The organism is Bradyrhizobium pachyrhizi (genome assembly GCF_001189245.1).
GTDB classification, from domain to species: Bacteria; Pseudomonadota; Alphaproteobacteria; order Rhizobiales; family Xanthobacteraceae; genus Bradyrhizobium; species Bradyrhizobium pachyrhizi.
In genome coordinates this window covers 106615-132677 of the sequence record NZ_LFIQ01000057.1, presented here as the reverse complement: position 1 = coordinate 132677, position 26063 = coordinate 106615, and the positions used below count along the sequence as shown (strand labels likewise).

General features: G+C 66.3%; 25 protein-coding genes and 1 pseudogene. 14 read left to right on the top strand and 12 right to left on the bottom strand.

What is annotated here, in order from left to right:
- The first annotated feature begins 16 nt into the window (after positions 1 to 16).
- The 6 genes from AKL29_RS11405 (at position 17) to lpxK (ending at position 5617) form a co-directional block, all read left to right on the top strand.
- On the top strand, positions 17 to 1405 hold the full coding sequence (locus tag AKL29_RS11405; RefSeq protein ID WP_050384221.1) for a TldD/PmbA family protein: 1389 nt from the start codon (positions 17 to 19) through the stop codon (positions 1403 to 1405).
- Entirely contained in the window at positions 1392 to 2201 is an 810-nt protein-coding gene (locus AKL29_RS11400; protein ID WP_050384220.1) for a 3'(2'),5'-bisphosphate nucleotidase CysQ, read from the top strand. Before AKL29_RS11405 ends, AKL29_RS11400 begins: the two co-directional genes overlap by 14 nt.
- Before the next feature lie 145 nt (positions 2202 to 2346).
- On the top strand, positions 2347 to 2595 hold the full coding sequence (locus tag AKL29_RS11395; RefSeq protein ID WP_016848023.1) for a DUF4170 domain-containing protein: 249 nt from the start codon (positions 2347 to 2349) through the stop codon (positions 2593 to 2595).
- Positions 2592 to 3305, top strand: coding sequence for a lysophospholipid acyltransferase family protein (locus AKL29_RS11390; protein WP_050384219.1), 714 nt, complete (start codon positions 2592 to 2594; stop codon positions 3303 to 3305). Before AKL29_RS11395 ends, AKL29_RS11390 begins: the two co-directional genes overlap by 4 nt.
- Positions 3268 to 4602 (top strand): 3-deoxy-D-manno-octulosonic acid transferase, encoded by a 1335-nt coding sequence (locus tag AKL29_RS11385; RefSeq protein WP_050384218.1) that lies wholly within the window; start codon positions 3268 to 3270, stop codon positions 4600 to 4602. The genes AKL29_RS11390 and AKL29_RS11385 overlap by 38 nt, the downstream gene beginning before the upstream one ends.
- Complete coding sequence (gene lpxK, locus AKL29_RS11380; RefSeq protein ID WP_050384217.1) at positions 4595 to 5617, top strand: tetraacyldisaccharide 4'-kinase; 1023 nt, start codon at positions 4595 to 4597, stop codon at positions 5615 to 5617. The genes AKL29_RS11385 and lpxK overlap by 8 nt, the downstream gene beginning before the upstream one ends.
- A 14-nt stretch (positions 5618 to 5631) precedes the next feature.
- Here the strand turns inward: lpxK and AKL29_RS11375 are convergent, their stop codons facing one another.
- Positions 5632 to 5859 (bottom strand): DUF2093 domain-containing protein, encoded by a 228-nt coding sequence (locus tag AKL29_RS11375; RefSeq protein WP_016848019.1) that lies wholly within the window; start codon positions 5857 to 5859, stop codon positions 5632 to 5634.
- Positions 5860 to 6045: 186 nt separating this feature from the next.
- On the opposite strand from AKL29_RS11375, the gene AKL29_RS11370 reads away from it, so the two are divergent.
- The gene (locus AKL29_RS11370; RefSeq protein ID WP_050384216.1) at positions 6046 to 6876 is read left to right on the top strand and encodes a dienelactone hydrolase family protein; all 831 of its coding nucleotides are present in this window, start codon (positions 6046 to 6048) and stop codon (positions 6874 to 6876) included.
- Here the strand turns inward: AKL29_RS11370 and xseA are convergent.
- Positions 6873 to 8495 carry an exodeoxyribonuclease VII large subunit gene (gene xseA, locus AKL29_RS11365; RefSeq protein WP_050384215.1) on the bottom strand — a complete coding sequence of 541 codons (1623 nt, stop codon included), beginning with the start codon at positions 8493 to 8495 and terminating at the stop codon, positions 6873 to 6875. The two genes, AKL29_RS11370 and xseA, sit on opposite strands and share 4 nt — an antisense overlap.
- A gap of 165 nt (positions 8496 to 8660) precedes the next feature.
- Between xseA and purD the strand changes: the two genes are divergently transcribed.
- The gene (gene purD, locus AKL29_RS11360) at positions 8661 to 9938 is read left to right on the top strand and encodes a phosphoribosylamine--glycine ligase (protein WP_050384214.1); all 1278 of its coding nucleotides are present in this window, start codon (positions 8661 to 8663) and stop codon (positions 9936 to 9938) included.
- Between the two features lie 46 nt (positions 9939 to 9984).
- Positions 9985 to 11310 (top strand): adenylate/guanylate cyclase domain-containing protein, encoded by a 1326-nt coding sequence (locus AKL29_RS11355; RefSeq protein WP_050384213.1) that lies wholly within the window; start codon positions 9985 to 9987, stop codon positions 11308 to 11310.
- Positions 11311 to 11546: 236 nt separating this feature from the next.
- Here AKL29_RS11355 and AKL29_RS11350 read toward each other — a convergent pair whose 3' ends face one another.
- Positions 11547 to 12779 (bottom strand): acyl-CoA dehydrogenase family protein, encoded by a 1233-nt coding sequence (locus AKL29_RS11350; protein WP_050384212.1) that lies wholly within the window; start codon positions 12777 to 12779, stop codon positions 11547 to 11549.
- 122 nt (positions 12780 to 12901) lie between these two features.
- Between AKL29_RS11350 and AKL29_RS11345 the strand changes: the two genes are divergently transcribed.
- Positions 12902 to 13807: an alpha/beta fold hydrolase gene (locus AKL29_RS11345; protein WP_050384211.1), complete on the top strand. Its 906-nt coding sequence runs from the start codon at positions 12902 to 12904 to the stop codon at positions 13805 to 13807.
- 139 nt (positions 13808 to 13946) lie between these two features.
- On the opposite strand, the gene AKL29_RS11340 is transcribed toward AKL29_RS11345, so the two are convergent.
- Complete coding sequence (locus AKL29_RS11340; protein ID WP_244481938.1) at positions 13947 to 14393, bottom strand: nucleoside deaminase; 447 nt, start codon at positions 14391 to 14393, stop codon at positions 13947 to 13949.
- Positions 14394 to 14533: 140 nt separating this feature from the next.
- On the opposite strand from AKL29_RS11340, the gene AKL29_RS11335 reads away from it, so the two are divergent.
- Complete coding sequence (locus AKL29_RS11335) at positions 14534 to 16549, top strand: pseudouridine synthase (protein WP_050384209.1); 2016 nt, start codon at positions 14534 to 14536, stop codon at positions 16547 to 16549.
- Positions 16550 to 16555: 6 nt separating this feature from the next.
- Positions 16556 to 17119 (top strand): 16S rRNA (guanine(966)-N(2))-methyltransferase RsmD, encoded by a 564-nt coding sequence (gene rsmD, locus AKL29_RS11330; protein WP_028333055.1) that lies wholly within the window; start codon positions 16556 to 16558, stop codon positions 17117 to 17119.
- 183 nt (positions 17120 to 17302) lie between these two features.
- Here the strand turns inward: rsmD and mutL are convergent, their stop codons facing one another.
- A complete protein-coding gene (gene mutL / locus AKL29_RS11325; protein WP_050384208.1) occupies positions 17303 to 19120 on the bottom strand; it encodes a DNA mismatch repair endonuclease MutL in 1818 nt (605 codons plus the stop codon).
- Between the two features lie 232 nt (positions 19121 to 19352).
- Here mutL and AKL29_RS11320 point away from each other — a divergent pair, with 232 nt between their 5' ends.
- Positions 19353 to 19673 (top strand): ribbon-helix-helix domain-containing protein, encoded by a 321-nt coding sequence (locus AKL29_RS11320; protein ID WP_016848007.1) that lies wholly within the window; start codon positions 19353 to 19355, stop codon positions 19671 to 19673.
- Between the two features lie 279 nt (positions 19674 to 19952).
- On the opposite strand, the gene AKL29_RS11315 is transcribed toward AKL29_RS11320, so the two are convergent.
- Genes AKL29_RS11315 through AKL29_RS11300 form a run of 4 tightly spaced genes read right to left on the bottom strand, consistent with a single transcriptional unit; the run spans position 19953 to position 22858 of the window.
- Positions 19953 to 21521: a GMC family oxidoreductase gene (locus AKL29_RS11315; RefSeq protein ID WP_050384207.1), complete on the bottom strand. Its 1569-nt coding sequence runs from the start codon at positions 21519 to 21521 to the stop codon at positions 19953 to 19955.
- 18 nt (positions 21522 to 21539) lie between these two features.
- A complete protein-coding gene (locus tag AKL29_RS11310) occupies positions 21540 to 22088 on the bottom strand; it encodes a twin-arginine translocation pathway signal (protein WP_050384206.1) in 549 nt (182 codons plus the stop codon).
- Positions 22089 to 22141: 53 nt separating this feature from the next.
- Positions 22142 to 22537 carry a VOC family protein gene (locus AKL29_RS11305; RefSeq protein WP_050384205.1) on the bottom strand — a complete coding sequence of 132 codons (396 nt, stop codon included), beginning with the start codon at positions 22535 to 22537 and terminating at the stop codon, positions 22142 to 22144.
- Positions 22538 to 22858, bottom strand: a complete 321-nt coding sequence (locus tag AKL29_RS11300; RefSeq protein WP_050384266.1) for a c-type cytochrome — start codon at positions 22856 to 22858, stop codon at positions 22538 to 22540.
- Between the two features lie 390 nt (positions 22859 to 23248).
- On the opposite strand from AKL29_RS11300, the gene AKL29_RS11295 reads away from it, so the two are divergent.
- Positions 23249 to 23554 (top strand): hypothetical protein, encoded by a 306-nt coding sequence (locus AKL29_RS11295; protein WP_028333061.1) that lies wholly within the window; start codon positions 23249 to 23251, stop codon positions 23552 to 23554.
- Between the two features lie 264 nt (positions 23555 to 23818).
- Here AKL29_RS11295 and arfB read toward each other — a convergent pair whose 3' ends face one another.
- The 3 genes and pseudogenes from arfB to AKL29_RS44675 form a co-directional block, all read right to left on the bottom strand.
- Positions 23819 to 24238, bottom strand: a complete 420-nt coding sequence (arfB, locus tag AKL29_RS11290) for an alternative ribosome rescue aminoacyl-tRNA hydrolase ArfB (protein ID WP_050384204.1) — start codon at positions 24236 to 24238, stop codon at positions 23819 to 23821.
- Between the two features lie 161 nt (positions 24239 to 24399).
- On the bottom strand, positions 24400 to 25764 hold the full coding sequence (locus tag AKL29_RS11285) for a M16 family metallopeptidase (RefSeq protein WP_167350390.1): 1365 nt from the start codon (positions 25762 to 25764) through the stop codon (positions 24400 to 24402).
- A pseudogene (locus tag AKL29_RS44675) lies at positions 25761 to 26063 on the bottom strand (insulinase family protein); the annotation flags it as partial. The gene AKL29_RS11285 and the pseudogene AKL29_RS44675, both read right to left, overlap by 4 nt.

The following is a 26063-nucleotide window of genomic DNA, read 5'->3' as shown; positions in this document are numbered from 1 at the left end:
CCGCAGGAATTCGTTCGTGAACTCTTCACCATCTGCATCGCGACACGGCGATAGCTCCGATCTGTTCGACCAATCGGGCCTGAGCGACCTTGCACAGCGCCTGGTCGATGCCGCAAAGCGCGCGGGGGCCGATGCGGCCGATGCCATCGCGGTGCGCGGCGTCTCGCAGGGCGTCGAGGTGCGCGACGGCCGCGTCGAGGAAACCGAGCGCTCGGAAGGCGATGACGTCGGCCTGCGGGTGTTCGTCGGACACCGCCAGGCGGTGGTGTCGACCAATGACGTCAGCGGCGACGGGGTCGCCAAGCTTGCCGAGCGTGCGGTCGCGATGGCGCGCGTGGCGCCGGACGACAAATATGTCGGTCTTGCCGATCCGGCGCTCCACGCCCACGATTTCCCTGATCTCGATCTGCTCGATCGCAAGGTTCCGAGCACGGCCGAACTGGAGCAGCGCGCGATCGAAGCGGAGGCTGCGGCGCTCGCGGTCAAGGGTGTCACGAAGTCCGGCGGCGCGTCGGCCTCGACCGGGATCGGCGGCATGGTGCTGGTGACGTCGACCGGCTTCCACGGTTCTTATCTGCGCTCCAGCCACGGCATCTCGACGACGGCGATTTCCGGTGAGGGCACCGGCATGGAGCGCGACTATGATTTCACCAGCGCGCCGCATGCCTCCGACCTCGATTCACCTGCTACCGTTGGTCGCAAGGCCGGGGAGCGCGCGGTGGCGCGGTCGAATCCGCGCAAGGTCGAGACCTGCAAGGTGCCGGTGGTGTTCGATCCGCGGGTCGCCGGCTCGATCGTCGGCCATCTGGTCGGCGCCATCAACGGCGCCTCGATCGCGCGCAAGACCAGTTTCCTGAAGGACAAGCTCGGCGAGCAGCTGTTCTCCAGGGACATCCGCATCATCGACGATCCCTTGCGCGTGCGCGGCCTGCGCTCGCAGACCTTCGATGCCGAGGGCGTCAGGGTGAAGAAGACGGCGCTGATCGATGCGGGCGTGCTTACCACCTGGGTGCTGGATTCGGCGACCGCGCGCGAGCTCGGCCTGGTGACGACGGGGCATGCGCATCGCGGCGTGTCGTCCTCGCCGTCGCCCGGAACGTATAATCTGCATCTCGAGCCGGGTGCGGTGACGCCGAAGGAGCTGATCTCCGACATCAAGCAGGGCTTCTATGTCACCGACCTGATCGGCTCCGGCGTCAACGGCGTGACCGGCGATTACAGCCGCGGCGCGTCCGGCTTCTGGATCGAGAACGGCGAGATCACCTATCCGGTCAGCGAAGTGACCATCGCCGGCCATCTGCTGCCGATGTTCAAGTCGCTGGTCGCCGCCAACGATCTGGAATTCCGCTACGGCGTCAATTCGCCGACCTTGCGCATCGAGGGCCTGACGCTTGGCGGACGCTGATACGGACGACTGGACCAAGGCGCGCGATGCCGCCTTGCTGACCAGATCGGTGCAGGAAGCGGGCCGGCTCGCATCGTCGCTGTTCCGCACCGAATTGAAGAACTGGATCAAGGGTGCGTCCTCGCCGGTCTCCGAGGCCGACATCGCGGTCAACGACCTGCTGGAGCAGCAGCTGCGTTCGGCAACGCCTGGCTACGGCTGGCTGTCGGAAGAGAGCGCCGACAACGACGCCCGCCTCGGCAGGCGCTTCACCTGGATCGTCGATCCGATCGATGGCACCCGCGCCTATCTCGCCGGCCGCGAGGACTGGTGCGTCAGTGTGGCGCTGGTTGAAAATGCAACGCCGGTGCTCGCGGCGGTGTATGCGCCGGTCAGCGAGGAATTCTTCTTCGCCGCCCGCGGACAGGGCGCCACCCTGAACGACGGCGCGGTGCATGCAACCGCAGGCACCGATTTCAACTTTCCGCGGATGGCGGGACCGAAGCCGCTGGTGCAGCGGCTCAGCCCGACGCCGGACGAGATCACGCTCTATCCGCGGATCGGATCGCTGGCGCTACGGCTGTGCCGTGTAGCACAAGGTCGACTTGACGCGGCCTTTGCAGGCGGGCAAAGCCGCGACTGGGATCTTGCCGCCGCGAATTTGATCGTGCAGGAAGCGGGTGGTAAGATGACCGCGCTCTCGGGGGACGCGATTGAGTACAATCGCCGGGAGGTGACGCATGGGGTGCTGGTGGCAGCAGGACGCGAACGTCATGCACGCATTGTCGAGCATTTTCGCAGCCGTCCTTTGCCGTGAGGCCTCGCCGATCCGTGCCGCGTTTCCGATTGTGACGACCAGACCTGTTGCGACAGCCTTGTGACGACCAGCCTTGTGACGACCAGACCTGTGACGACCACGACTTCATTTGTTTGCCGGGCATCTCGTTAGGAAAAGCACCATCATGTCAGACAATGCCCAGCCCCAGCTGCTTCACCTCGTGATCGGCGGCGAGTTGACCGATCTTGAGCACAACACCTTCAAGAATCTGGACGAAGTCGAGATCGTCGGCGTCTACCCGAACTATGCGACCGCCTATGCAGCCTGGAAGGCGAAGGCGCAGCAGACCGTGGACAACGCCCAGATGCGCTATTTCGTCGTTCATCTCCACCGGTTGCTCGATCCTGAGCAGGACACAAAGCATTCCCATTGAAACGACTTTTTCGCGATCTGCTGCGCAGCGGCTTCGTGCAGCGCGCGCTGGGTGTGCTTGCGGCCGAGTATCTGCGGCTGGTGTGGTACACCAACCGCTTCAGCTACCAGCCGCATGACGTGTACGGGATCGTCGAGCCACTGATGCCGGCGATCTTCGTGTTCTGGCACGGCCAGCACTTCATGACGCCGTTCATCAAGACCAAGGAGAGCTACCGCGCCAAGGTGCTGATCTCCCGCCACCGCGACGGCGAGTTCAACGCCCTCGCGGTGGAGCGGCTCGGTATCGGCACCATCAGAGGTTCCGGCGATCATTCCGGCGCGTTCCATCGCAAGGGCGGTGTCGGCGCCTTCCTGGAGATGGTTCGGGCGCTGGAAGACGGCTGCAACATGGCCACGACGGCCGACGTGCCGAAGCGGGCGCGGGTGGCGGGCCTCGGGGCCATCATGCTGGCGCGGGAGACCGGCCGGCCGATCATCCCCTTTGCGATGGTCACCAGCCGATTCATCCGGTTGAAAAACTGGGATTCGACCACCATCAATTTGCCATTCGGGCGCGGCGCAGTGGTAGGTATTGAGCCGGTCTATGTGCCGCCCGACGCCGACGCCGCGACGATGGAAAAGCTTCGGCAGCACGTGGAGGAACTTCTCAACGAAGCGACCCGACGTGCCTATGCAGCGGTCGGGCGGCCGGAGGCAGCGCTTGGCTAGCTCGCTACCGATGACGTTGCGTGTGTACCGCAAGCTGTCGTCCGCGATGGTGCCGCTCGCGCCTGCCCTGATCAAGCGGCGGCTCAAGCTCGGCAAGGAAGATCCCGAACGCGTCGGCGAGCGGCGCGGCGTGAGCGCCGATACCAGGCCGCAGGGCCCGCTGGTGTGGATTCACGGCGCCAGCGTCGGCGAGGTGCTGGCGGCGGCCGGGCTGATCGAGCGGCTGCGCGCGCTCAATTTGCGCATCCTGCTCACCTCGGGCACGGTGACCTCGGCGGCGATCGTCGCCAAGCGCTTCCCGCCCGACGTCATCCATCAATACGTGCCGTACGATTCGCCGCGTTATGTGACGCGCTTCCTCGATCACTGGCATCCGTCGCTGGCGCTGTTCATCGAATCCGATTTGTGGCCGAACCTGATCCTGTCGAGCGCCGCGCGGCGGCTGCCGATGGTGCTGATCAACGGGCGGATGTCGCAGCGCTCCTTCCCGCGCTGGCGCCGGGTCTCCAACACCATCGGCGCGTTGCTCGGCCGGTTCGACATCTGCCTCGCGCAGTCGAATACCGACGCCGAACGCTTTGCCGCGCTCGGCAGCCACAACGTCGTCGTCACCGGCAACCTCAAGCTCGACGTCGCGGCGCCGCCGGCCGATCCGGCCAAGCTGGAGCGTCTGATGTCGGTGACGCGCGGCCGCGCCATCGTGGTGGCCGCGTCGACCCATCCCGGCGAGGAAGAGATCCTGATCGAGGCGCACAAGTCGCTCGCGGGATTCTTCCCCGGCCTGCTGACGGTGATCGTGCCGCGGCATGCCGCGCGCGGCGAGGCGGTGGCGCGGCTGGTGACGGAGGCCGGCCTGCGCCCCGGCCTGCGCTCGCACGAGGATCTGCCGGTCGCGACAACAGATATCTATGTCGCCGATACGATGGGCGAACTCGGCCTGTTCTATCGCCTCGCGCCGATCGTGTTCATGGGCGGCTCGCTGGTTGCGCATGGTGGCCAGAATCCGATCGAGGCGATCAAGCTTGGCGCGGCCATCGTGCACGGCCCGCACGTGTTCAACTTCACCGATGTCTATGAGGCGCTCGATCGCGCCGGCGGCGCGCGCCGCGCCGATGACCGGGAGGCGCTGGTCAAGCAGCTCGGCCAGTTCCTCGCGGATTCCGCGGCACGCGACACGTCGCTGGCGGCCTCCGAGCGCGTCGTCGAACAGCTCGGTGGCGCGCTGGAGCGCACGGTGACCGCTCTCGAGCCCTATCTGTTGCAATTGCGGCTCGAGATGGGAGCCGCCAATGCGTGAGCCGGCCTTCTGGCACCGGCCGTCGTCTTGGACATCGCAACTGCTCCAACCGCTTGCCGCGCTTTACGGCGCGGTCGCCGCACGGCGGATGCGGCAATCCGGCGTCGACGCCGGCATTCCCGTGATCTGCGTCGGCAATTACCATGTCGGCGGCGCCGGCAAGACGCCAACGGTGCTGGCGCTGGCAAAATTGCTGCGCGAAATTGACGAGCGGCCGGTGGTGCTCAGCCGCGGCTATGGCGGCAGGCTCGCTGGCCCGGTCAAGGTCGATCGCGACAGCCACACGGCGGCCGATGTCGGCGACGAGCCGCTGATGATGGCGGCGTGCTTGCCGGTCGTGGTGTCGCGCGACCGCGCCGCAGGCCTGGCGCTGGCGCGCGCGCAGGACGCAAGCGTGATCCTGATGGATGACGGCTTCCAGAATCCCTCGGTGGCGAAGGATGCTTGCCTGATCGTGATCGACGGCACGCGCGGCGTCGGCAGTGGCCGCGTGATTCCGGCGGGACCGTTGCGCGCGCCGCTGGTGCCGCAGCTGGAACGGACCGACGCGCTGATCGTGGTCGGCGAGGGGAGCGCGGCGCAAAGGATTGCGGCCGATCTGGCGTCCCGCGGCAAGCCGGTGCTGTCGGCGCATCTGAAGCCGGACCAGGCTTCGCTGGCGGCGCTGAGCGGAACGCGTGCGCTCGCCTTTGCCGGCATCGGCGATCCCGCGCGCTTCTTCAACACGTTGCGCTCAAGCGGCGTCGACGTCGTGTGCAGCAAGGCTTTCGCCGATCATCACGCCTTCACCAAGGAGGAGATCGAAGCGCTCGTTGCCGAGGCGCGTGGCGACGGACTGACGCTGGTGACGACGGAAAAGGATCTCGCGCGGTTGCGTGGTCCGGACGGGATGCCGGCCTGGGCGCAGGCGATCGTGCCGTTCGCGGTGACGCTGCAATTCGACGATGGCGACGCGCTGCGGCGCCTGGTGGCCGATCAGCTGTTCAGGGCGCGGGACAGGAGGCTGCGCAAATGAACCCGGCGTCGAGCCTAGGCCTGCGGCTTGAGGACGCCGGGATGGTGGCGCTGCAGCACGGCCGTCGGGGTGGCGTAGGCTTCCTGCAGATCGACGCTCCAGTACTTCAGCTCGTCGAGCGGAATCCGGACGTCGGTGATGGCACAACGCACAAAGGTGCCGGGCGAGATCACGCGGAAATCGCCGTCGAGATATTGCACCTGCGCTTCGCCATGGCCCGAGGGACCGAACTTGTTCAGCACGATTGAGCTCTCCGCCTTGCCTCCGACGAGGCCATCTGGATGTCGATGGAACCGTCTATCACAGATAGGGTGTCATGTCCGCCCGTTAAACCACCGACTTGTGATGATTTGGCGGCAGACGCGCATGGTAGCCTTGCGGCCGTGGTCCGCTATGTTTGCGGCGCCATAACGAGCCGGCCGGATCGGATGCGCCTCAAGCCAGTTTTCATGTGCCTCGCCATGCTTGCCGTGCCGGCCGCGGCCGCTTCGCCACTCCCGGCCCCGCATCAGGTCGAGATCCCCGAAGGCAATATCACGCTGCACGCGCAGCTCTACCGGCCCGATGGCGACGGCCCGTTCCCGACCGTCATCGCGCTGCATGGCTGCGGCGGTCTCGCCGGCCGGTCCGAACCGGTCCTGCCGCGCTATCGCGACTGGGCCGAGCAATTGCTGACCACCGGCCATGCGGTGCTGCTGCCGGACAGCTACGGCTCGCGCGAGCTGAGCCCGCAGTGCCGCATCAGGGAGCATCAGGTCCAGACCCGCCGCGCGCGGGTCGCCGACATCAACGCGGCGCGGCAGTGGCTGGTGCAGCAGAAATGGGTGGCGAAGCGCCGCATCAGCCTGATCGGCTGGGGCAACGGCGCCGCCGCTTTGCTGTGGGCGGTGCGGCCGCAGATGTGGTCGCGCAACGTCAAGCCGGATTTTCGCTCGGCGGTCGCATTCTATCCGGATTGCCGCGCCTCGTTCGGCCTCGGCTGGAGCGCGCGGGTGCCGACGTTGGTCCTGATCGGCGCGCGCGACGACGTGACATCGTCATCGGCCTGCCACCAGATGGTCGACGGCGCCCGCGGCCGCAGCGCGCTGGCGCGGATCGTGGTCTATCCCGAGGCCTATCACGACTTCGACCGGCCCAACCTGCCGCTGCACGCGGTCGCGGCCTCCGATGCCGAGATCGCCGAGCGTGGTCACATCGGCACCGATACCGGCGCGCGCAAGGATGCGCAAAAGCAAGTCGCCGAGTGGCTGTCGCGCTAGAACAGACTGCCTTGGTCCACCGGCTTGGTGACGCGCTTCGGCGCCGCCGGTTTCGCCTCGCGCGGCTGAGGCTTCGGCTGGCTCTCGGGCGTTACCGTTGCCGGAGGCTGATTGGCGTCAGCGGTGGCGGCGACGCGGCCATCGGCGAACTCGATCGACAGGCCGGCATTCGGGCCGACCGCCGCGGCGGAGTGCAGGGCGTGGCCGTGCGCGTCGCGCACCAGCGCAAAGCCGCGCGCCAGCACGCCGCGATAGGACAGCGCCGACAGCAGCTGGCCGCTATGGGCGACGCGCGCCTCGAGCCGCTGCATCGTCGTCACCAGCGCACGGCGGGCGCGCTCGGCGAGGCGGTGGGTGCGTTCGAGATCGCGGGCGATGGCGTTGCGCTGGGCCTTGGCGTTGGCGAGCTTCGAGGCCTTGAGCCGGATCTCGAGCCCGCTGAAGCGCTCGCGGCGGCGATGCAGCAGCGCGCGCGCCGATAGCGTGATGCGCTCGCCGGATGCGGTGAGCCGCTGCCGCGCATGCGCGATCTGGCCGCGGAGCACGCCGATGGTGAGGCGCGAACTGCTGGCGGCAAAGCGGCGGAAATGTGCGTGCGTATTGGCCTTCAGCCCGCGCGGCAATCCCGCTGCGAGATGATCGAGCCGCTGCCGCGGGATCGCCAGCAGCTCGTGCGCCGCCGGCAGCGCCCGCGCCGCGGCACGCAGCTCGTTGCGGCGGGCCTCCTGGGCGCGCTGCCAGCACACCATGGTGCGGCGGGCGAGCGCCTGAACCTCGACGAACAGCTCGCTGCGCACCGGCACCGCCATCTCGGCGGCAGCGGTCGGCGTCGGTGCGCGCTTGTCGGCGACGAAGTCGATCAGCGTGATGTCGGTCTCATGGCCGACCGCCGAGATCAGCGGGATATGGCTCTCGGCCGCGGCGCGGACCACGATCTCCTCGTTGAACGACCACAGGTCCTCCAGCGAACCGCCGCCGCGCGCGACGATCAAGAGATCAGGCCGCGGGATCCGGCCGCCCTCCGGCAGCGCGTTGAAGCCGCGGATCGCGGCCGCCACCTGTTCGGCCGAACCGTCGCCCTGCACCTTGACCGGCCAGACCAGCACGCGGCGGGGGAAGCGGTCCTCCAGCCGGTGCAGAATGTCGCGGATCACGGCGCCGGTCGGCGAGGTGACGACGCCGATCACCTCGGGCAGCCAGGGCAAAAGCTGCTTGCGGGCCTCGTCGAACAGGCCCTCGGCGGCGAGCTTCTTCTTGCGCTCCTCCATCAGCGCCATCAGCGCGCCGACGCCGGCGGGCTCCAGCGAATCGATGACGATCTGGTACTTCGAGGAGTTCGGATAGGTGGTCAGCTTGCCGGTGGCGATGACCTCGAGGCCCTCTTGCGGCTTGAAGCGCATCCGGGCGTGGGCGAACTTCCAGATCACGGCCTCGATCTTGGCGCTCTCGTCCTTCAGGGCGAAATAGCAGTGGCCGGAGGAATGCGGGCCGCGAAAGCCGGAAATCTCGCCGCGGACACGGACATGGCCGAAGCGGTCCTCCACCGTCCGCCTCAGGGCGGAAGAGAGTTCCGAGACGGTGAATTCAGGCGCGTTGACGAGATTCGGAGCAGCGGTCATCTGATCTATAGAATCGGGGTTTTCGACCCCGTGTGCAAGGTCCGGACGCCGCGTTTCAGGCGTCGAATCACATATCCACATCTGATCGAACCGCGTGTTGCTGCGGTTCGGGAGCGTGCTAAACCGGACGAAATGGCGTTACAACCCCTCTGATCGGCGACACAGATGAACATCCTCCTGCTCGGTTCCGGTGGCCGCGAACATGCGCTGGCGTGGAAGATCGCCGCATCCCCGCTGGTGACGAAACTCTGGTGCGCGCCGGGCAATGCCGGGATCGCGCGCGAGGCCGAATGCGTTGCGCTCGATGTCGCCGACCATGCCGCGGTGATCGAATTCTGCCGGGGCAATGCGGTCGAACTGGTGGTGGTCGGTCCGGAGACGCCGCTCGCCGCCGGGATCGTCGACGACCTCGTCGCGGTCGGCATCAAGGCGTTCGGGCCGAGCAGGCAGGCCGCCCAGCTCGAGGGCTCCAAGGGCTTCACCAAGGACCTCTGCAGCGAGTTCGACATTCCGACCGGCGCCTATCGCCGCTTCGACAATGCGAAGGACGCGGTGGCCTATGTCCGCGCCCAGGGCGCACCGATCGTGGTCAAGGCCGACGGGCTTGCGGCCGGCAAGGGCGTCGTGGTGGCGCAGACGCTGCCCGAGGCCGAGGCCGCGATTGCGATGATGTTCGAGGGTGCGTTCGGCTCGGCCGGCGCCGAGGTCGTGATCGAGGAATTTTTGTCGGGCCGCGAGATCAGCTTCTTCGCGCTGTGTGACGGCGAGACCGCAATTCCGCTGGCCTCGGCGCAGGACCACAAGCGGGTGTTCGATCACGACAAGGGGCCGAACACCGGTGGCATGGGCGCCTATTCGCCGACGCCGTTCGTGACGCCTGAGGTGCACGACCAGATCATGGCGCGGATCATCCTGCCGACGGTTGCCGGGATGAAGAGCCGCGGCACGCCGTTCAAGGGAGTGCTCTATGCCGGCGTGATGCTGACCGCGCAGGGCCCAAAACTGTTCGAATACAATGTTCGCTTCGGCGATCCCGAGTGCCAGGTGCTGATGCTGCGGATGATGTCGGACATCGTGCCGGCCTTCCTCGCCTCGATCGACGGGCAGTTGAAGAATTTCGACCTGCGCTGGTATCCGGACCCGGCGCTGACGGTGGTGATGGCGGCGAAGGGCTATCCCGGCGACTACATCAAGGGCACGCGGATCGGCGGCCTCGATGACGCGGCCAAGGTCGAGGGCGTCGAGATCTTCCACGCCGGCACGGTGGCGAAGGATGGCGCAATCATCGCCAATGGCGGCCGGGTGCTGAACGTGTGTGCGATGGGCAAGACGGTCACCGAGGCGCGCGACCGCGCCTATCAGGCGATCGATCGCATCAAATGGCCGGACGGATTCTGCCGTCGCGACATCGCCTGGCAGGCGGTCGAGGTGGAGAAGGGTTGATCAATCCGGCCTCAGCGGCGACAATGGCGCGCCCCGGGGCCTTCGAATGACCGATTTCAGACTGCCCGAGACGCACTACGCGCAAAGCGCCGACGCGAGCATCGCCTATCAGGTGATGGGCGATGGCCCTGTCGACATCATCCTTGTCCCCGGCCTGTTCTCGCACATCGAGTTCATGCACGAGATGCCCGGCTACACCGCCGTACTGCGCCGCCTGTCGCGTTTCGCCCGGGTCGTGACCTTCGACAAACGCGGACAGGGATTGTCGGATCGGATGACCGGCGCGCCCTCCCTCGAGCAGCGCATGGACGACGTCCGGGCCATCATGGATGCCATAGGCTCCGCGAAGGCGGTGTTGTTCGGCTTCTCCGAGGGCTGTCCGATGAGTGTGCTGTTTGCAGCAACCTATCCGGACCGCGTTTCGCATCTCGTTCTGCTCGGCAGTTTTGCCCGCTCGAAGGACCGCCAGCCGGACGACGTGTGGCAGCAGCGCTGCGACGAGATCGTGCAGAACTGGGGTTCTGGCGACACGGTCAAGACTGTCGCGCCGAGCCAGGCAACGAATGCAGAAGTGATCGCGCAGATCGCGAAATTCGAGCGGCTGTCGAGCAGTCCGGGAGCGTTGCGGACGCTGCTCGTTCTCAATCGCGCGATCGACGTCACGACGATCCTGCCGATGCTCCAGACTCCGACGCTTGTCCTGCATCGGACCGGCGATGCCCGCGTTCCCGTGGCGCTCGGCCGTGCCGTCGCGCGCTCGATCCCCGGCGCGAAATACGTGGAATATCCCGGCTGCGATCACTACTACTGGGTCGGCGAGACCGAGGCGATGCTCGGCGATGTCGAGGAATTCGTCACCGGCCATCGCGATGGTGGTGATGCCGAACTCGACCGAGTGCTTGCGACCGTGCTGTTCACCGATATCGTCGATTCGACCCGCAGCGCCGCGACGATGGGAGATCATCGTTGGCGACGTCTGCTCGACGATCACGATCAACTCGCGCAGCAGATGGTCGGCCGCCATCGCGGCCATCTGGTGAAGAGCACCGGCGACGGCATTCTGGCGACCTTCGACGGTCCCGGCCGCGCCGTACGCTGTGCGCTGGCGTTCGGCTCGGCCGCGCGGCAGATCGGCCTGCCGGTGCGAGCGGGCCTGCACACCGGCGAGATCGAGGTGAGGGGGGCGGATATCGGCGGCATAGCGGTCCACGCCGCGGCGCGCGTGATGTCGCAGTGCGGCTCGAACGAGGTGCTGGTGTCGCGCGTGGTGACCGATCTGGTCGCGGGCGCCGGGTTGAAATTCGCCGAGCGCGGCGCGTTCGAGCTGAAGGGACTGCCCGGGACATGGGAGCTGTTTGCGGCGAGCGGCTAAAGCATGATCCGGAAAAGTGCGAAGCGGTTTTCCGAAAAGATCATGCTCAAACAAGGAGCTAAAGCGCGACGACGATTCAACCTAATCTCATCGCGCTTTAGGCCTCGCCTTACGCGGTCATTCCGGATGACGCGCATCGCGCGTCGATCCGGAATCTCGATGTTGTGGGCGCCTTCTCACCTCATCTCGAGATTCCGGGTTCGGCGCGTTGCGCCGCCCCGGAATGACGAAGTGGGTCAGAGCAGATCCCCGCCCGCCGCTGACGCCGTGGTGCCGTGCTCGCGGAACGCCTTGATGACGTTCTTGCCGATCTTCCACTTGTGCACCTCGTCGGGCCCGTCGACCAAGCGCTGCGAGCGCACCTGGGTGTACCATTTCGCCAGCGGCGTATCCTGGCTGAAGCCGAGCGCGCCGTGCACCTGGATCGCGGTGTCGATCACCTTGTGCACCATGTGGGCGTGGAAGATCTTGGCGATCGAGTTCTCCTGGCGGATGTCGAGGCCCTTCTCGGCCTTGTAGGCGATGTGCAGCAGCATCAGCCGGCCGATATAGAGCTCGCTCGCGCAGTCGGCGAGCATGAACTGCACCGCCTGGCGGTCGGCCAGCAACTGGCCGAAGGTCGAGCGTTTTGTCACATGGGCGGCCGCCATGTCGAGCGCGCGCTGCGCCTTGGCGACGTTGTGCATGCCGTGGCGCAGCCGGCCGTAGGCGAGGCGGTGCTGGCCCATGTTGAAGCCGTTGCCTTCGCCACCGAGCAGATTGTCGGCCGGCACCTTCAGGTCCTTGATCTCGATCTCGGAGTGGCCGCCGTGGATCACGTCGTCATGCGGACCCTCGATCGCCATGTTGGCGACGTTGCGCTTGATGCGGTAGCCGGGGTTGGGCAGCTCGACGATGAAGGTCGAGTATTGCTTGTGGCGCGGCGCGTTCGGATCGGTCTTCGCCATGACCAGCGCGAGGTCGGCGACGCTCGCCGACGAGGAGAACCATTTCTCGCCGTTGAGGATGTAGTTCTCGTTGCCGTCCTTCACCGCCGTGGTCTGCATGCCGGTGGCATCGGCGCCGGCGGCCTTTTCCGTCATTGAAAAGCAGATGCGCTTTTCGCCGTTCAGCAGGGGCTTGAGGAATTTTTCCTTCTGGTACTCGGTGCCATGCGCCAGGATCGTCATCATCGAGGCGTCGTCCGGCCCCTGCGTGTTCATCGAAAGCGCGCCGAGCATGCTCTCGCCCAGCTCCATCTGCACCAGGGCGTTGGCGAGCGGGCCGAGGCCCATACCGCCATACTCCTTCGGCACGAACGGGCACCACAGGCCCTGCGCGCGGGCCTTCTTCCGCAGCGGTCCCAGCACCTCGGCAAGCGGCTTGGTGTCGAGTTCCTTTTCCGCCGGAATGCATTCGTCGTGGACGAATTTGCGAACCTTCTCGCGGATCGCCTTGGCTTCGGCGGGAATTTCGAAATCGATCGACATGGCACTTCCTCGTTTCATGTTGTTGTTGGCAGGACTTGAGGATGGCATAAACCTGGCCTGAGCCAGCAGCAACGCCGAACAAAGTTTGAAGCAGCGCGGCCGCGACAGGGAAGGAGCTACCGATGCCTGATCTCGCCGATCTTTTTCCCGGCTATGCGTCCGAATGGATCAACACCTCGCAGGGCCGCATCTTCGCCCGCGTCGGCGGCAAGGGCCCGCCCTTGCTGCTGCTGCACGGCTTCTCCTCGACGCATGTGATGTGGCACACGGTCGCGCCGAAACTCGACGACAGCTTCACGCTGATCATCGCCGACCTGCCGGGCTACGGCTGGTCCGATATGCCCGACAGCGACAAGGACCATACGCCCTACACCAAGCGGGCGTGGGCGAAGACCATGGTCGAGGTGATGGAGCAGCTCGGGCACGTTCATTTCGCGCTCGCCGGCCACGATCGCGGCGGCCGGGTGTCGTACCGGCTTGCGCTCGATCATCCCGGCCGGCTGTCGAAGCTTGCGGTGCTCGATATCGCACCGACCTATGATTACTGGCAGAAGCTCAATCGCCTGTCGGCGCTGAAGATCTACCACTGGGCGTTCCTGGCGCAGCCCTATCCGCTGCCGGAGACGCTGATCTCCAACAATGGTGAATTCTTCCTCAAGGAAAAGATGGCGAGCCAGACCAGGAGCAAGACGCTGGAGGCGATCGATCCGCGCGCGTTCGAACACTACCTGGCGCCATTCCGCGATCCCGCGCGCATCCACGCGATGTGCGAGGACTATCGCGCCGGCGCCTATGCCGATTACGAGATCGACAAGGCCGATGTCGACGCCGGCAAGAAGATCACGATCCCGATGCTGGCGTTGTGGGGCGATGCCGGGGTTGCCAGCGCGGCAACGACACCGCTCGACACCTGGAAGACCTGGGCCACCAATGTCAGCGGCGCGCCGGTGGCGTCGGGGCATTTCCTGCCCGAGGAGGCCCCGGAGGCGACCGCGAAGCTGCTGCGGGAGTTTTTCCTGGCGGGGTAGTCACAAGAGAAACTCGTCTTACCCGCGAATGCGGGTATCCAGTACGCCGCGTCCTATCGAGCGATCATGGCCGTCTCTGGAATACTGGATCATCCGCTTTCGCGGACGATGACAGCGGTGGGGTCCGCGATCGCGTCACTTACCGTCGCTCCCTGAAGAACTCGCGCAGCAGGCGCGCGGACTCGGTCTCGCCGACCGCGCCATAGACCTCCGGCACATGGTGGCAGGTCGGCTGCGCGAAGAATCGCACGCCGGACTCGACCGCGCCGCCCTTGGGGTCGGCGGCGCCGTAATAGAGCCGGCGGATGCGGGCAAAGGAGATTGCCCCGGCGCACATGGTGCAGGGCTCCAGCGTCACGTAGAGGTCGCAATCGACCAGTCGCTCGGTGCCGATGGCCTCGGCGGCCTGCTGGATCGCCAGGATCTCCGCATGGGCCGTCGGATCGCGGTCGGTCAGGGTACGGTTGCCGGCGGTCGCGATCACCTCGTAGCCCCGCACGATCACGCATCCGATCGGAACCTCGCCAGCTTTTCCGGCATTTTCCGCGGTTTTTAGCGCCAAATCCATGAAAGAAGGGGCAGACATGCCTCGTATCATCGGAAGAAACCTGCTAGTAGCGTCGCCTTCAGCAGAAGTGGATGCCGGTTTTGCGCCAGTCGCGCCCAGATGGCGCGCGTATCGCCGGTTGCCCTGCGCCCCAATTGAACCTCCAGGCGAGAACATTCATGCCCCGCGACAGCGACAAAAACAACGATTCCCCGCGCGGCCGGCGGGACCGGGGGGCGCCCGGGAAGGGCCGTTCCGGCGGCTCCCGCGGATCGGACAAGCCGTTCGGCAAGCGCAGCTTCGGCGGCAAAGGTGGTGATCGCGACAAGCGCTCGTTCGGCGACAAGGGCGAGGGCCGCTCGTTCCGCCGCCGCGAGGACGGCGATGCGCCGCGCCGCGATTACGGCGACCGGCCGCGCTTCAAGCGCGACGACCGCGGCGGCGAGGGGGGCGGAAAGCGCCCGTTCAAACCGCGCGGCGAGCGCCGGGACTTTGATGCGGGCGATCGTCCGCAGCGGAGTGGCGCGCGTTCGGAGGGCCGGTCATCCGACCGCAAATTCGGCGAGAAGCGCCCCTACACGCCGCGTGGCGAGCGTGACGGCGAGAAGCGGACCTTTGCGCCGCGCGGCGAGCGCGCCGAGCGCAAATTCGACGACCGGAAGTTTTCGCGCGGCGATCGCGACAAGGGTTCGTTCCGCGACAAGGGCGAAGGCCGCCCGTTCCGCCGCCGCGAAGACGGCGATGCGCCGCGCCGCGATTTCGGCGATCGGCCGCGCTTCAAGCGCGACCGCGACTTCGAAGGCCGCGACCGCAGCGACGAGAAGCCCTGGCAAAAGCGGGATCGCAAACCGCGCGACGACCGCGGCGGCGATGAGCGCCCGCGCTTTTCGCGGTCGCGCGACGATCGCGGTGGTAGCGAACGTCCGCGATTCTCCAGGTCCCGCGACGACCGCGAGCAGGGTGATCGTCCGAAGTTCGGCCGGCCGCGCTGGGATCGTCATGATGAAGATGGTGGCCGCGACAGCCGGCGCCGCGAACGGCCCGAAGGTCGCACCGACTGGCAGGGGCACCCGCGCAGCGAGGGCCGCTTCTCCGACCGGCCGCGCCGCGACAATGAGGACGACAGCAGGATCTTTGCGAAGCGCCCGGCCTTCGGCGGCCGCGGCGCCTATCGCGAACGCGCCACCGACGATCGGCGCGAGCGTCCCGAGCCGAAGCCGAAGACAGGTGAACGCATCGCCAAAGTATTGGCGCGCGCCGGTCTCGCCTCGCGCCGCGATGCCGAGGAGATCGTCACGCAAGGGCGCGTCACCGTCAACGGACGCGTGATCAACTCGCCGGCGCTCGATATCACCGACAATGATGTCGTGGCGGTCGACGGCAAGCCGTTGCCGCCGCGCGAGCGGACGCGGCTGTTCATGTATCACAAGCCGCGCGGGCTGATGACGACGCATGCCGATCCCGAGGGGCGACCGACCGTGTTCGACAATCTGCCCGAGGGCCTGCCGCGGCTGATCTCGATCGGCCGGCTGGATTTCAACACCGAAGGCCTGTTGCTGCTGACCAATGACGGCGGCCTGGCGCGGACGCTGGAGCATCCCGACACCGGATGGCTGCGCCGTTACCGCGTGCGCGCGCATGGCGAGGTGACGCAGGGCCAGCTCGATCAGCTCAAGGGTGGCGTCGAGGTCGATGGCGTCAAGTACGGACCGATCGACGCGACGCTGGAACGCGACCAGAGCGCCAATGTGTGGGTGGTGTTCGCGATCCGCGAGGGCAAGAACCGCGAGGTGCGCAACGTGATGGCGCATCTCGGGCTCGAGGTGAACCGGCTGATCCGGATTTCCTACGGCCCGTTCCAGCTCGGCGAGCTCGAGGAAGGCAAGGTCGAGGAAGTCAAGACGCGGGTACTGCGCGAGCAGCTCGGCGAGAAGATCGCCAGGATCGCGGGTGCCGACTTCACGCGGCCGGAGCAGCGTGACGCAGCCGACGGAGACGATGCGCCGGCCAGGAAGCCGAAGCCGAGCAAGCGCGAAACCATCAACGACCGCAAGGGCCGCCGCGTGCTGGTGCAGCGCACCGGCAGCGAGGAAGCGCGCGCCCGCAATGAAGACGAAGCGAACGGCTACGGCCCGCCGCGCCGTCCCAAGCGCGGCTATCACGGCAAGCGCGATCTCAAGCCGCGGGACGAGTAACGGTCGATGCGCGTCGTCGGGGGCAGGCTGAAGGGCCGCAATCTCGCTTCGCCTGCGGGCCGCGAGATTCGTCCGACCGCGGACCGCCTGCGCGAGTCCGTGTTCAACATTCTGATCCATGCCTACGACAATCCGGTTGAGGACGCGCGCGTGCTCGATCTGTTTGCCGGCACCGGCGCGCTCGGCATCGAGGCGGTCTCGCGCGGCGCCAAGTTCACGCTGTTCGTCGACAATGGCGCCGAGGCGCGGGCGCTGCTGCGCAACAATGTCGAGTCGCTCGGCCTCGGCGGCACGACCAAGGTCTATCGCCGCGATGCCACCGATCTTGGACCGGCGCATCCGGTCGAGCCGTTCTCGCTGGTGTTTCTCGATCCGCCCTATGGCAAGGGGCTGGCCGACAAGGCGCTCGCCTCGCTGCGCGACGGCGGCTGGCTGACACCAGGCGCGCTGCTCGTGGTGGAGGAGGCAAAGGCCGCGGCGTTCACGGCACCCGAGGGCTTCGAGGAGCTCGAGCGGCGCGCCTATGACGACACGGAGTTCGTGTTTTTGCGAGCTGTCGCCGCAATCTAGTCTGTCGTCCCTGCGAAAGCAGGGACCCATAGCCACGAAAGTGTGTTGTGAAGGCACGCTGGGGCCCCGGCCTTCGTCAACGGAGGCATTTGTGGTTATGGTCCCGGGTCGCGCGGAGCCTGTCATCGGGCGGCGCTTTGCGCCGACCCGTTGGCTTGCCCGGGACGACGGAATGTGTGGCCACTACCGCCGCCCGAACAGCTTCTCGATATCGCTCAGCTTCAATTCGACATAGGTCGGGCGGCCGTGGTTGCACTGGCCGGAGTTCGGCGTGTCTTCCATCTCGCGGAGCAGCGCGTTCATCTCTTCCGGCTTGAGGCGGCGGCCGGCGCGGACCGAGCCGTGGCAGGCCATGGTGGCGGCGACGTGCATCAGCCGGCGCTCCAGCGGCAGCGCCTCGTCCCACTCCGCCATGTGCTCGGCAAGGTCGCGCAACAGGCCCGCCGCATTGGCCTTGCCGAGCAGCGAGGGCGTCTCGCGCACGGCGACGGCGCCGGGGCCGAAGGATTCGATCGCGAGCCCGAATGACGCCAGCTCCTCGGCGCGATCGAGCAGCTTCTCGACGGTCGCTTCATCGAGCTCGACGATCTCGGGGATCAAGAGGATCTGCCGCTGCACGCCGTTCTTCGCCAGCGAGGCCTTCAGCTTCTCATAGACGATGCGCTCATGCGCCGCGTGCTGGTCGACCACGATGAGGCCGTCGCGGGTCTGCGAGACGATGTAGGTCTCGTGGATCTGGGTGCGCGCGGCGCCGAGCGGCCGGTCGAGCAGGTCGGGCGCGCGCGCGGCCTCGAAGCGCACATCGGCGGTCGGCGTGCCGACGTCGAAGGCGGCCTGTCCGGGCTCGGCGAAGGCGGCCGCCGCCGCGCCGTCGAACGCGCGCATCGGGCCAGCCGGATAGGACGGCGAGCCGCGCCAGTCCCAATTGCCCGGGGGGGGCGGCGTGAAGGCCGGGCGGAAGGCCGAGAGCGCGGCGCCGTCGGCGGTATTGGCCGCGGTGCGCCTGCCTTCGCGCGCGAGGCCTTCCTTCAAGGCGTGCACGATGAGCGCGCGGACCAGGCCGGCATTGCGGAAGCGCACCTCGGTCTTGGCCGGATGCACATTGGCATCGACCTCCTGCGGGTCGCAGGTCACGAACAGCGCCACGACGGGATGGCGGTCGCGTGGCAGGTAGTCGGAATAGGCCGCGCGCACGGCACCGAGGATCAGCTTGTCGCGCACCGGGCGGCCGTTGACGAACAGATATTGCCCGAGCGCATTGGCGCGGGTCAGCGACGGCGCGGCGGCAAAGCCTTCCACCACGACGCCCTCGCGCTCGGCGCGCACCTCGATCGCACAGCTACGAAAATCCGCACCCAGGATATCGCCGAGCCGGGTCAGCCGGCCCGCGGCGCCGGGCAGCGCTGCGGCCCAGGTGACCGGCGCGCGCTCTTCGCCGGCCAGCGTAAAGGCGATGTCCGGGCGCGCCATGCCGAGGCGGCGCACCACCTCGCGGATCGCCTCGGCCTCGGTGCGGTCGGTCTTGAGGAATTTCAGCCGCGCCGGCGTGGCGTAGAAGAGTTCGTTGACCTCGACGCGGGTGCCCTGGCCGAGCGCGGCCGGCATGACCTCCGACTTCTCGCCGCCTTCGACCGATAGCGACCAGGCATGCGGCTCGCTGGCATGGCGCGTGGTGATGCCGAGCTTTGCGACCGCGCCGATCGAGGGCAGCGCCTCGCCGCGGAACCCGAGCGTGCGGATGCGCAGCAGGTCTTCGTCGTCGAGCTTGGATGTGGCGTGACGGTCGACCGCAAGCGCGAGGTCGGCGCGGGTCATGCCGCCGCCGTCGTCGGTGATGCCGATCCGGCGCCGCCCGCCGCCATCGGTGAAAACGTCGATCCGGCTGGCGCCGGCGTCGATCGCGTTCTCGACCAGTTCCTTGACCACGCTCGCGGGGCGCTCGACCACTTCGCCGGCGGCGATGCGGTTGACGAGCTGTTCGGGAAGCTGGCGGACGGGCATGGATTGGACGTTCGGAGAGCGATTCGAGGCTGGCCGTTACTATAAGTCGCCGCGCCGGCAAATGCATGGGACCGATCTGGCGGCCGCAAGCAGGTTGGGGATGATTCCAGCCTATCGCCTTGAAGACGCTTGGCTTCGGCGGCCGGCGCGTTACGCCCTACGTCCCGATTGTGGGGCCGCGCACACAGGTATATCGTTTAGAAAAATTATAAGTTCTCGCCGGAGGAACGCCATGTGCCATCTTTTCGCGCATCAGCCGCAACGCGACTATGAATCGCAGACCCGATCGTTGCGGATCGACGGCCATTGCACCTCGATCCGGCTGGAGATGTCGTTCTGGGATACGCTGGAGGAGATCGCGGCCAAGGAAGGCATGACGCTGGCCAAGTTCCTCACCACCCTGCACAACGAGGTGCTCGATCATCACGGCGAGGTGAACAATTTCGCGTCGCTGCTGCGCTGCTCCTGCCTGATCTACCGCGCCAAGGCGAATGCGCCGGCGGTCGTTCCCGACTATCGCGGGGCGGCGGCGATCATGGATGCCGCGGAATAGGCTTCGCGCAAGTACATCACGCAAAAGAAGAGCGGCCTTGTCGTGTTAGGCAAGGCCGCTTCAGTGAGAGGGAATCCGGAACACACTCCGCTTCACCTCGCCCCGCTTGCGGGGAGAGGTCGGAACGCATCGTTAGATGCGTTCCGGGTGAGGGGGAGTCTCCGCAAACGCAGCTACCGCTGAATACGCGGAGACGGCCCCTCACCCCAGCCCTCTCCCCGCAGGAACGGGGAGAGGGAGCGCAGGGTCGTCGCGGCCGCTATTCGACCGAATCTCGCTTCAGATCTCCTTGCGCTGCATCGCGCCGGCGATGTGGTCGGCCTGCCGGATCGCCAGCGACACGATCGTCAGCGTCGGGTTGCAGGCCGCACCGCTCGTGAACTGGCTGCCGTCGGAGACGAACAGGTTCTTGATGTCGTGGGTCTGGCCGAACTTGTTGACCACGCCGTCGCGCGGCTTCTCGCTCATCCGGTTGGTGCCCATGTTGTGGGTCGAGGGATAGGGCGGCGTCGGGTAGGTGACGGTGGCGCCGACCGCCTCATAGACCGCGGAGCCCTGCTTGTAGGCGTGATCGCGCATCGCGACGTCGTTCGGATGATCGTCGAAATGCACGCTGGCGACCGGCATGCCGAACTTGTCCTTGATCTTCGGATCCAGCGTGATGCGGTTGGTCTCCTGCGGCATGTCCTCGCCGACCAGCCACATGCCGGCCATCCGCGGATAGCCCTCGATCGCGCTGGTGAAGCTGCGTCCCCAGGCGCCGGGATTGAGGAACGCGGCCATGAAGGGCAGGCCGAGCGACAGCGTTTCCATCTCGTAGCCGCCGACGAAGCCGCGCTTCGGATCATTCTTGGCCTCGTCGCGGATGATGCCGGCCATCGTGGTGCCGCGATACATGTGCACCGATTTCTCGAAGCTCGCATACACGCTGCCGGTCATGTGCCGCATGTAGTTGCGGCCGACCTGGCCGGATGAATTGGCGAGCCCGTCCGGGAACATGCTGGAGGCGCTGTTGAGCAGCAGTCGCGGGCTCTCGATCGAGTTACCGGCGACCGCGACGACGCGGGCCTTCTGGCGCTGCATCGCGCCGGTCGCATCGGCATAGACCACGCCGGTGACCTTGCCGGACTGGTCGTGCTCGACCTTGATCACCATGCTGCCGGGGCGCACTTCGAGATTGCCGGTGGCTTCGCCCTTCGGGATCTCGGTGTAGAGCGTCGACCATTTGGCGCCCGACTTGCAGCCCTGGAAGCAGAAGCCGATCTGCTGGCAGGAGCCGCGGCCGTCACGCGGCTCGCTGTTGATCGCCATCCGCCCGGTGTGCACTTCCTTGTAGCCGAGCTTCCTGGCGCCGGCTTCCATTACCTTGAAGTTGTTGTTGCCGGGCAGTCCGGGAATGCCGTTGGTGCGGGTGACGCCCATCTTGTCCTCGGCCTTGGCGTACCATGGCTCCATCTCGGCGAGCGTGATCGGCCAGTCCAGCAGGTTGGCGCCGGGCATGTTGCCATAGGCCGACTTGATCTTGAACTCGTGCTCGTCGAAGCGCAGCGAGGCGCCGGCCCAATGCGTGGTCGAGCCGCCGACTGCCTTCACGATCCAGGCCGGCAGGCCCGGAAAGTCCTGGTGGACACGCCAGCTGCCCGACGTCGAGCGCGCGTCGGACCAGGCGAGCTGGGTGAAGCTGTCCCATTCATCGTTGATGAAGTCCTGGTTCTCGATGCGCGGGCCGGCTTCGAGGATCACGACCTTGACGCCCTTCTGCGCCAGTTCATTGCCGAGCGTTCCGCCGCCGGCACCGGAGCCGACGATCACCACAACGCCGCTGTCATTCAGATCGAATTTTGCCATTGTTTCCTCCCGACCCGTTCAGACCTTCGGCAGCCAGTCGATATCGGCGAAGCCGCGCTTGATGTAGCCGCCATGCTCGGCCGAGGAGCCCTCGTAGCCGAACCGCGGCCACACCTCCTTGTTGTTGTAGATGGAGACGATGAGATCGCCGCGGATCTTCTGGAAGAAGGCGCTCTGCTCGATCTGTTGCAGCAGCGCGACGCGATCGTTTTCCCAGGCGACCTGGACATAAGGCATCTTGTGGCGGTCGTTGGCCGCCTGATCGAGCCTCGTGACGCCGTCATTGATCAGCGACTTGACCGCCGGATCCTTCGCGGCCTTCTCATCATACGGCTTGACCGCTGCTATGTAGTAGCTGTCGCCGAGGAAATCGTGCGGATAGATGTCGCGCGCCATCTTGAGCAGCGTCTTCAGCGTGGCCGGCGTCAGCGTCGAGGCGCCTTCGGCCCACGCATCGGTGATGCCGAGCCCCGTCGAGGTCGCGATCGCGACTGCGGGTGCGGTAACGGCCGCGCCTTTGAGAAAGACACGCCGGTCATATTTGCTGCGTCGATCGATTTCTCTCATGGGTTCCTCCGTCAATTTTTGTTTGTGCAATTGCCTTGTTGTTCGAGCATGCTCTAGCCGAAGCGCCCGCCGCGCTGGATCACCTCGATCTTGTAGCCGTCGGGATCGGAGACGAAGAAGAAGCGCGCCAGCGTCTTGCCGTCATGCTTGAAGTCGCGCAGCGGCCCGGGCGACAGTTTCTCCTTTTCGAAGCGCGCGTGCTCGGCATCGACGTCATCGACGATGACGGCGAGATGGCCGTAGCCGTCGCCGAGCGTGTAGGGTTCCTTGCGATCGAAATTGACCGTGAGCTCGACCTCGAAGGGCGAGGAGGGATGGCGCAGATAGATCAGCGCGAAATCGGGAAATCTCAGATTGTCCGTGATCTCGAGGCCGAACGCGCGCTGGTAGAAGTCGAGCGCTCTGGCTTCGTCGAGCACGCGGATCATCGAATGCACGGGTTTCGCCATTCAGTTCAGCTCCTTCAGATAGGCGATGATCATGGCGCGGGTTTCCGGCTTGGCCTGCCGGTAGGCCATCACGGCGCCGGGGATCACCTCCTGCGGATTGGTCAGCCAGGCATCGAGCCTGGCGTCGTCCCAGACGAAGTCGGCCTTGCTGAAGCCCGCGGAATATTTGAAGCCGTCGGCCTTGCCGGCGTGGCGGCCGACGATCCTGTAGAGCGACGGGCCTTGCCGGACGGCATCCGACGTGTTTGACGTGTGGCAGGTCGCGCATTGCTGCTTGAACAGCGTCGCCCCATCGGGCGGCCTGGCGGCAGGCAGGGGCATCTGCGCAGCCGTCATTTGCACTGCAAGCATTGCGCTGCAAAATCCCAGCCCCAACGACCACCCTGCGCGCAGCTTTGCCATCTACATCACCGCCTCTGTGCGGTGACTGTAGGAGGCTGAAATCCGCCGTTGGTAGTAGCGGGCTGTTTCACAGCAGAACAAAGCTGGGCGGTGATCTGGCGCGGAACCGTTGGTTGCCGCATATGCGGACGACAATTTCGCAAAATGACCGCGAAATCCCTGCACGATCACCACACGACGCAGCTTGCATCTCGCGTGCGCCGTTTGCGGAAAATTCAGTCTTGCGCGATGGGGTTCAGGGTCGGCGCTGCAAACGGCGCACCACCTGCGCCGCTCCTCCATCGTCAATTAAAGTCCCAGGAGAAATGGATGACGTTTGCAAAAACCAGCGTGCTCGCCCTTGCCATCTCGGCCGCGATGGCCGGCCCCGTCCTGGCACAGGGAACGACTGCACCGGATACCCAGCTTCGCGGCGGTGCGCAGGGCAGAGGTACCATGCAGCAGGGCGGCGGCATGTCCGGCAGCGGCGATGAAGAAATGGCGGCGCAACCTGGCGCGACGACGCAGAAGAGCGGTGCCGCCGCCAAGTCAGGCAGCAAGGGAACGGTCGGCAGCGGACGCACGGCACCGAAGTCGGGTGGTTCCGAGATGGCGCCCGCAACCAAGAAGTACTGAAGTACGAGAGCCTTCGCGGTTCTGATCAATCGGAACCAAGGCTCAGGCTTCTTGTTCTGACGCGTTCCTTCGCGCGAACCGACATCCGCTTCGCGCGAAAACGCTTCTGGTGACGCTGACCGGATCCCGGATGCAGTGCCGCGTGCGCTGCGTCCGGCGTTCCCTAAAGCGCGATGAGATTAGGTTGAATCGTCATCGCGCTTTGGCCTTTTGTTTGAGCATGATCTTTTCGGAAAACCGCTTCGCACTTTTCCCGATCATGCTTTAATCGTCGAAACGGCGCGCGCCGCGCCCCGCCTTGATGTCGCTGCGGCGCTTCTTGCCCTCGAGCCGGCGCTGCTTGGAGCCGAGCGTCGGCTTGGTCGGCCGCCGCGGTGTCGGCCGCACCATCGCCTCCCTCAACATCTCGAGCAGCCGGTCGATCGCATCGGTGCGATTGCGTTCCTGGGTGCGAAAGCGGAAGGCGTGGATCACGATCACGCCGTCCTTGGTCATACGGCTGCCGGCGAGCCGTGCCAGCCGCTGCGCGGCGTCCGCCGGCAATGCAATCTTGTTGGTATCGAAGCGAAGCTGCGCCGCGGTCGAGACCTTGTTGACATTCTGTCCGCCCGGGCCGGAGGCGCGGACAAAGACGACCTCAATGTCGTTCTCGTCGATCGTAAGGTCGCGGGACACCCGCAGCATGACATCACCCATGGAGGCAAGAATCGGCCGCCGCAGAATAGCGGGTTTGATCGTGCTTGGGTGGTGCTGATGCAGTGGTCGCGGACCCCCACACGGGGGGTGGAGAGAGGTGTGGCCACAACGGTGGTGCGTATGAAGGGAAGGTGGCGCGCCGGAACGCGTCAGTTCGCCTTCGGCGGCGCCGACACCGGCTGCGCCGCGGCTTGCGGGGCGCGGCCGACGATTGCGGTGAGCAGGCCGTTGCCCCAGAGCTTTTTGGCGACCCGCTTGGCATCGTCGAGCGTCACCGCGTCGACGATGGCGTTGCGCTTCTCGATGTAATCGATCGGCAGCTTGTCGAGCTGGTATTGCAGCATCGCCTGCGCGAGCTTGGAGGAGGTGTCGAGCGCCAGCATCTGCGAGCCCTTCAGGTAGGACTTCGCCTCGTCGAGCTCCTTCTGCGTCGGACCTTCCTCGGCGATGCGGCGGACTTCCGCTTCGATCGCATCGACGGTCTCGCCGGCGCGGTCGGCGCGGGTGCCGGTGTTGCCGATGAACAGCGCGGAGTGATCCATCCAGACCAGCGCTTCATAGATCGAGTAGGCCAGCCCGCGCTTCTCGCGCACTTCCTTGTAGAGCCGCGACGACAGCCCGCCGCCGCCGAGAATGTGGTTCACCACATAGGCCGCCATGAAGTCCGGGTCGTGCCTGGCGATGCCGGGGCCGCCGAAGGTGACGACGGTCTGCGGCACGTCGAGCGGGACGAAGGCGCGCTGCGGCGGCCTGGTCGCCACGACGTCGGGGACCGCCGTCAATTCGGCCTTCGCCGGCAGGGCGCCAAAGGTCTTGTCCAGCAGCTTGCCGAGCGTATCGGGATCGACGTCGCCGACCACGGCAACGCGCAGCGTATCCTTGGCGATGATGCGGCGGGTGTAGTCCTTGAGGTCGGAGATCTGGATGGTCGGCACGCTTTCCAGCGTGCCGGTGGCCGTCCTGGCATAGGGATGATCGCCGAAGGCGAGCTCGAGGAACTTGCGGCCGGCGAGCGAGGACGGATTGGTCGATTCGCGGCGCAGATTGGCGATCACCTGGGCACGGATCCGTTCGACGTCCTTCGGCTCGAAATGCGGCGAGGTCAGCGCCATCCGCAGCAGGTCGTAGGCTTCGTCCTTGTTGTCCTTGAGCATGCGCAGCGAGCCGCGGAACTGATCGCGGTTCGACTGGAAGCTCAGCTCGATGGCGCGGCGCTCGAGCCGCTCATGATAGGTTTTGGAATCGAGATCGCCGGAGCCCTCGTCGAGCAGGTCGGCGACCAGATTGCCGACGCCGGGCTTGCCGGGCGGGTCCTGGCTGGCGCCGCCGCTGAAGGCATATTCCATCGCGATCAGCGGCACGGTCGCGTCCTGCACGAACCACGCCTCGATGCCGCCGGGCGATACCAGCCGCTGGATCTTGGCCGCGGCCTGCGAGGGCGCCGACGTCAGCGTCAGCAGCGCGGCGCAGGCGCCGCCGATCAGGGCCGCACGGCGGGTGAGGAAATAGATCACGAGCGCTTCTCCTCGCGTTTCGGCGCAGTATCCTTGATCAGGTAGCCGGTCACCGACCGCTTCTTGTCGAGCCAGCTGGCGGCAGCAGTGCGCACCTGCTCGGCGGTGACGGCGCGGATGCGGTCCGGCCAGCTGCGGATATCCTCGATGCTGAGCCCGGTGGTCAGCGCGCCGCCATACCAGCGCGCCAGCGTCGCCTGGTTGTCCTGGGCGTAGATCGCCTCCGCGATGAGCTGGGTCTTGACCCGTTCGAGATCCTCGGCGCGCGCCGGGTTCTGCGCGAGGTCGGCGATCACCTT

Coding starts and splice junctions, on each gene's coding strand:
- AKL29_RS11305 (WP_050384205.1), bottom strand. CDS start 22,537: ATGGCGAAACCCGTGCATTCGATGATCCGCGTGCTCGACGAAGCCAGA.
- AKL29_RS11370 (WP_050384216.1), top strand. CDS start 6,046: ATGCGCCTCAAGCCAGTTTTCATGTGCCTCGCCATGCTTGCCGTGCCG.
- lpxK (WP_050384217.1), top strand. CDS start 4,595: ATGCGTGAGCCGGCCTTCTGGCACCGGCCGTCGTCTTGGACATCGCAA.
- AKL29_RS11340 (WP_244481938.1), bottom strand. CDS start 14,393: ATGTCTGCCCCTTCTTTCATGGATTTGGCGCTAAAAACCGCGGAAAAT.
- AKL29_RS11385 (WP_050384218.1), top strand. CDS start 3,268: ATGCAGCGGTCGGGCGGCCGGAGGCAGCGCTTGGCTAGCTCGCTACCG.
- mutL (WP_050384208.1), bottom strand. CDS start 19,120: ATGCCCGTCCGCCAGCTTCCCGAACAGCTCGTCAACCGCATCGCCGCC.
- AKL29_RS11320 (WP_016848007.1), top strand. CDS start 19,353: ATGTGCCATCTTTTCGCGCATCAGCCGCAACGCGACTATGAATCGCAG.
- xseA (WP_050384215.1), bottom strand. CDS start 8,495: ATGACCGCTGCTCCGAATCTCGTCAACGCGCCTGAATTCACCGTCTCG.
- AKL29_RS11335 (WP_050384209.1), top strand. CDS start 14,534: ATGCCCCGCGACAGCGACAAAAACAACGATTCCCCGCGCGGCCGGCGG.
- AKL29_RS11300 (WP_050384266.1), bottom strand. CDS start 22,858: ATGCCCCTGCCTGCCGCCAGGCCGCCCGATGGGGCGACGCTGTTCAAG.
- AKL29_RS11350 (WP_050384212.1), bottom strand. CDS start 12,779: ATGTCGATCGATTTCGAAATTCCCGCCGAAGCCAAGGCGATCCGCGAG.
- arfB (WP_050384204.1), bottom strand. CDS start 24,238: ATGCTGCGGGTGTCCCGCGACCTTACGATCGACGAGAACGACATTGAG.
- AKL29_RS11395 (WP_016848023.1), top strand. CDS start 2,347: ATGTCAGACAATGCCCAGCCCCAGCTGCTTCACCTCGTGATCGGCGGC.
- AKL29_RS11310 (WP_050384206.1), bottom strand. CDS start 22,088: ATGAGAGAAATCGATCGACGCAGCAAATATGACCGGCGTGTCTTTCTC.
- AKL29_RS11295 (WP_028333061.1), top strand. CDS start 23,249: ATGACGTTTGCAAAAACCAGCGTGCTCGCCCTTGCCATCTCGGCCGCG.
- purD (WP_050384214.1), top strand. CDS start 8,661: ATGAACATCCTCCTGCTCGGTTCCGGTGGCCGCGAACATGCGCTGGCG.
- AKL29_RS11345 (WP_050384211.1), top strand. CDS start 12,902: ATGCCTGATCTCGCCGATCTTTTTCCCGGCTATGCGTCCGAATGGATC.
- rsmD (WP_028333055.1), top strand. CDS start 16,556: ATGCGCGTCGTCGGGGGCAGGCTGAAGGGCCGCAATCTCGCTTCGCCT.
- AKL29_RS11355 (WP_050384213.1), top strand. CDS start 9,985: ATGACCGATTTCAGACTGCCCGAGACGCACTACGCGCAAAGCGCCGAC.
- AKL29_RS11315 (WP_050384207.1), bottom strand. CDS start 21,521: ATGGCAAAATTCGATCTGAATGACAGCGGCGTTGTGGTGATCGTCGGC.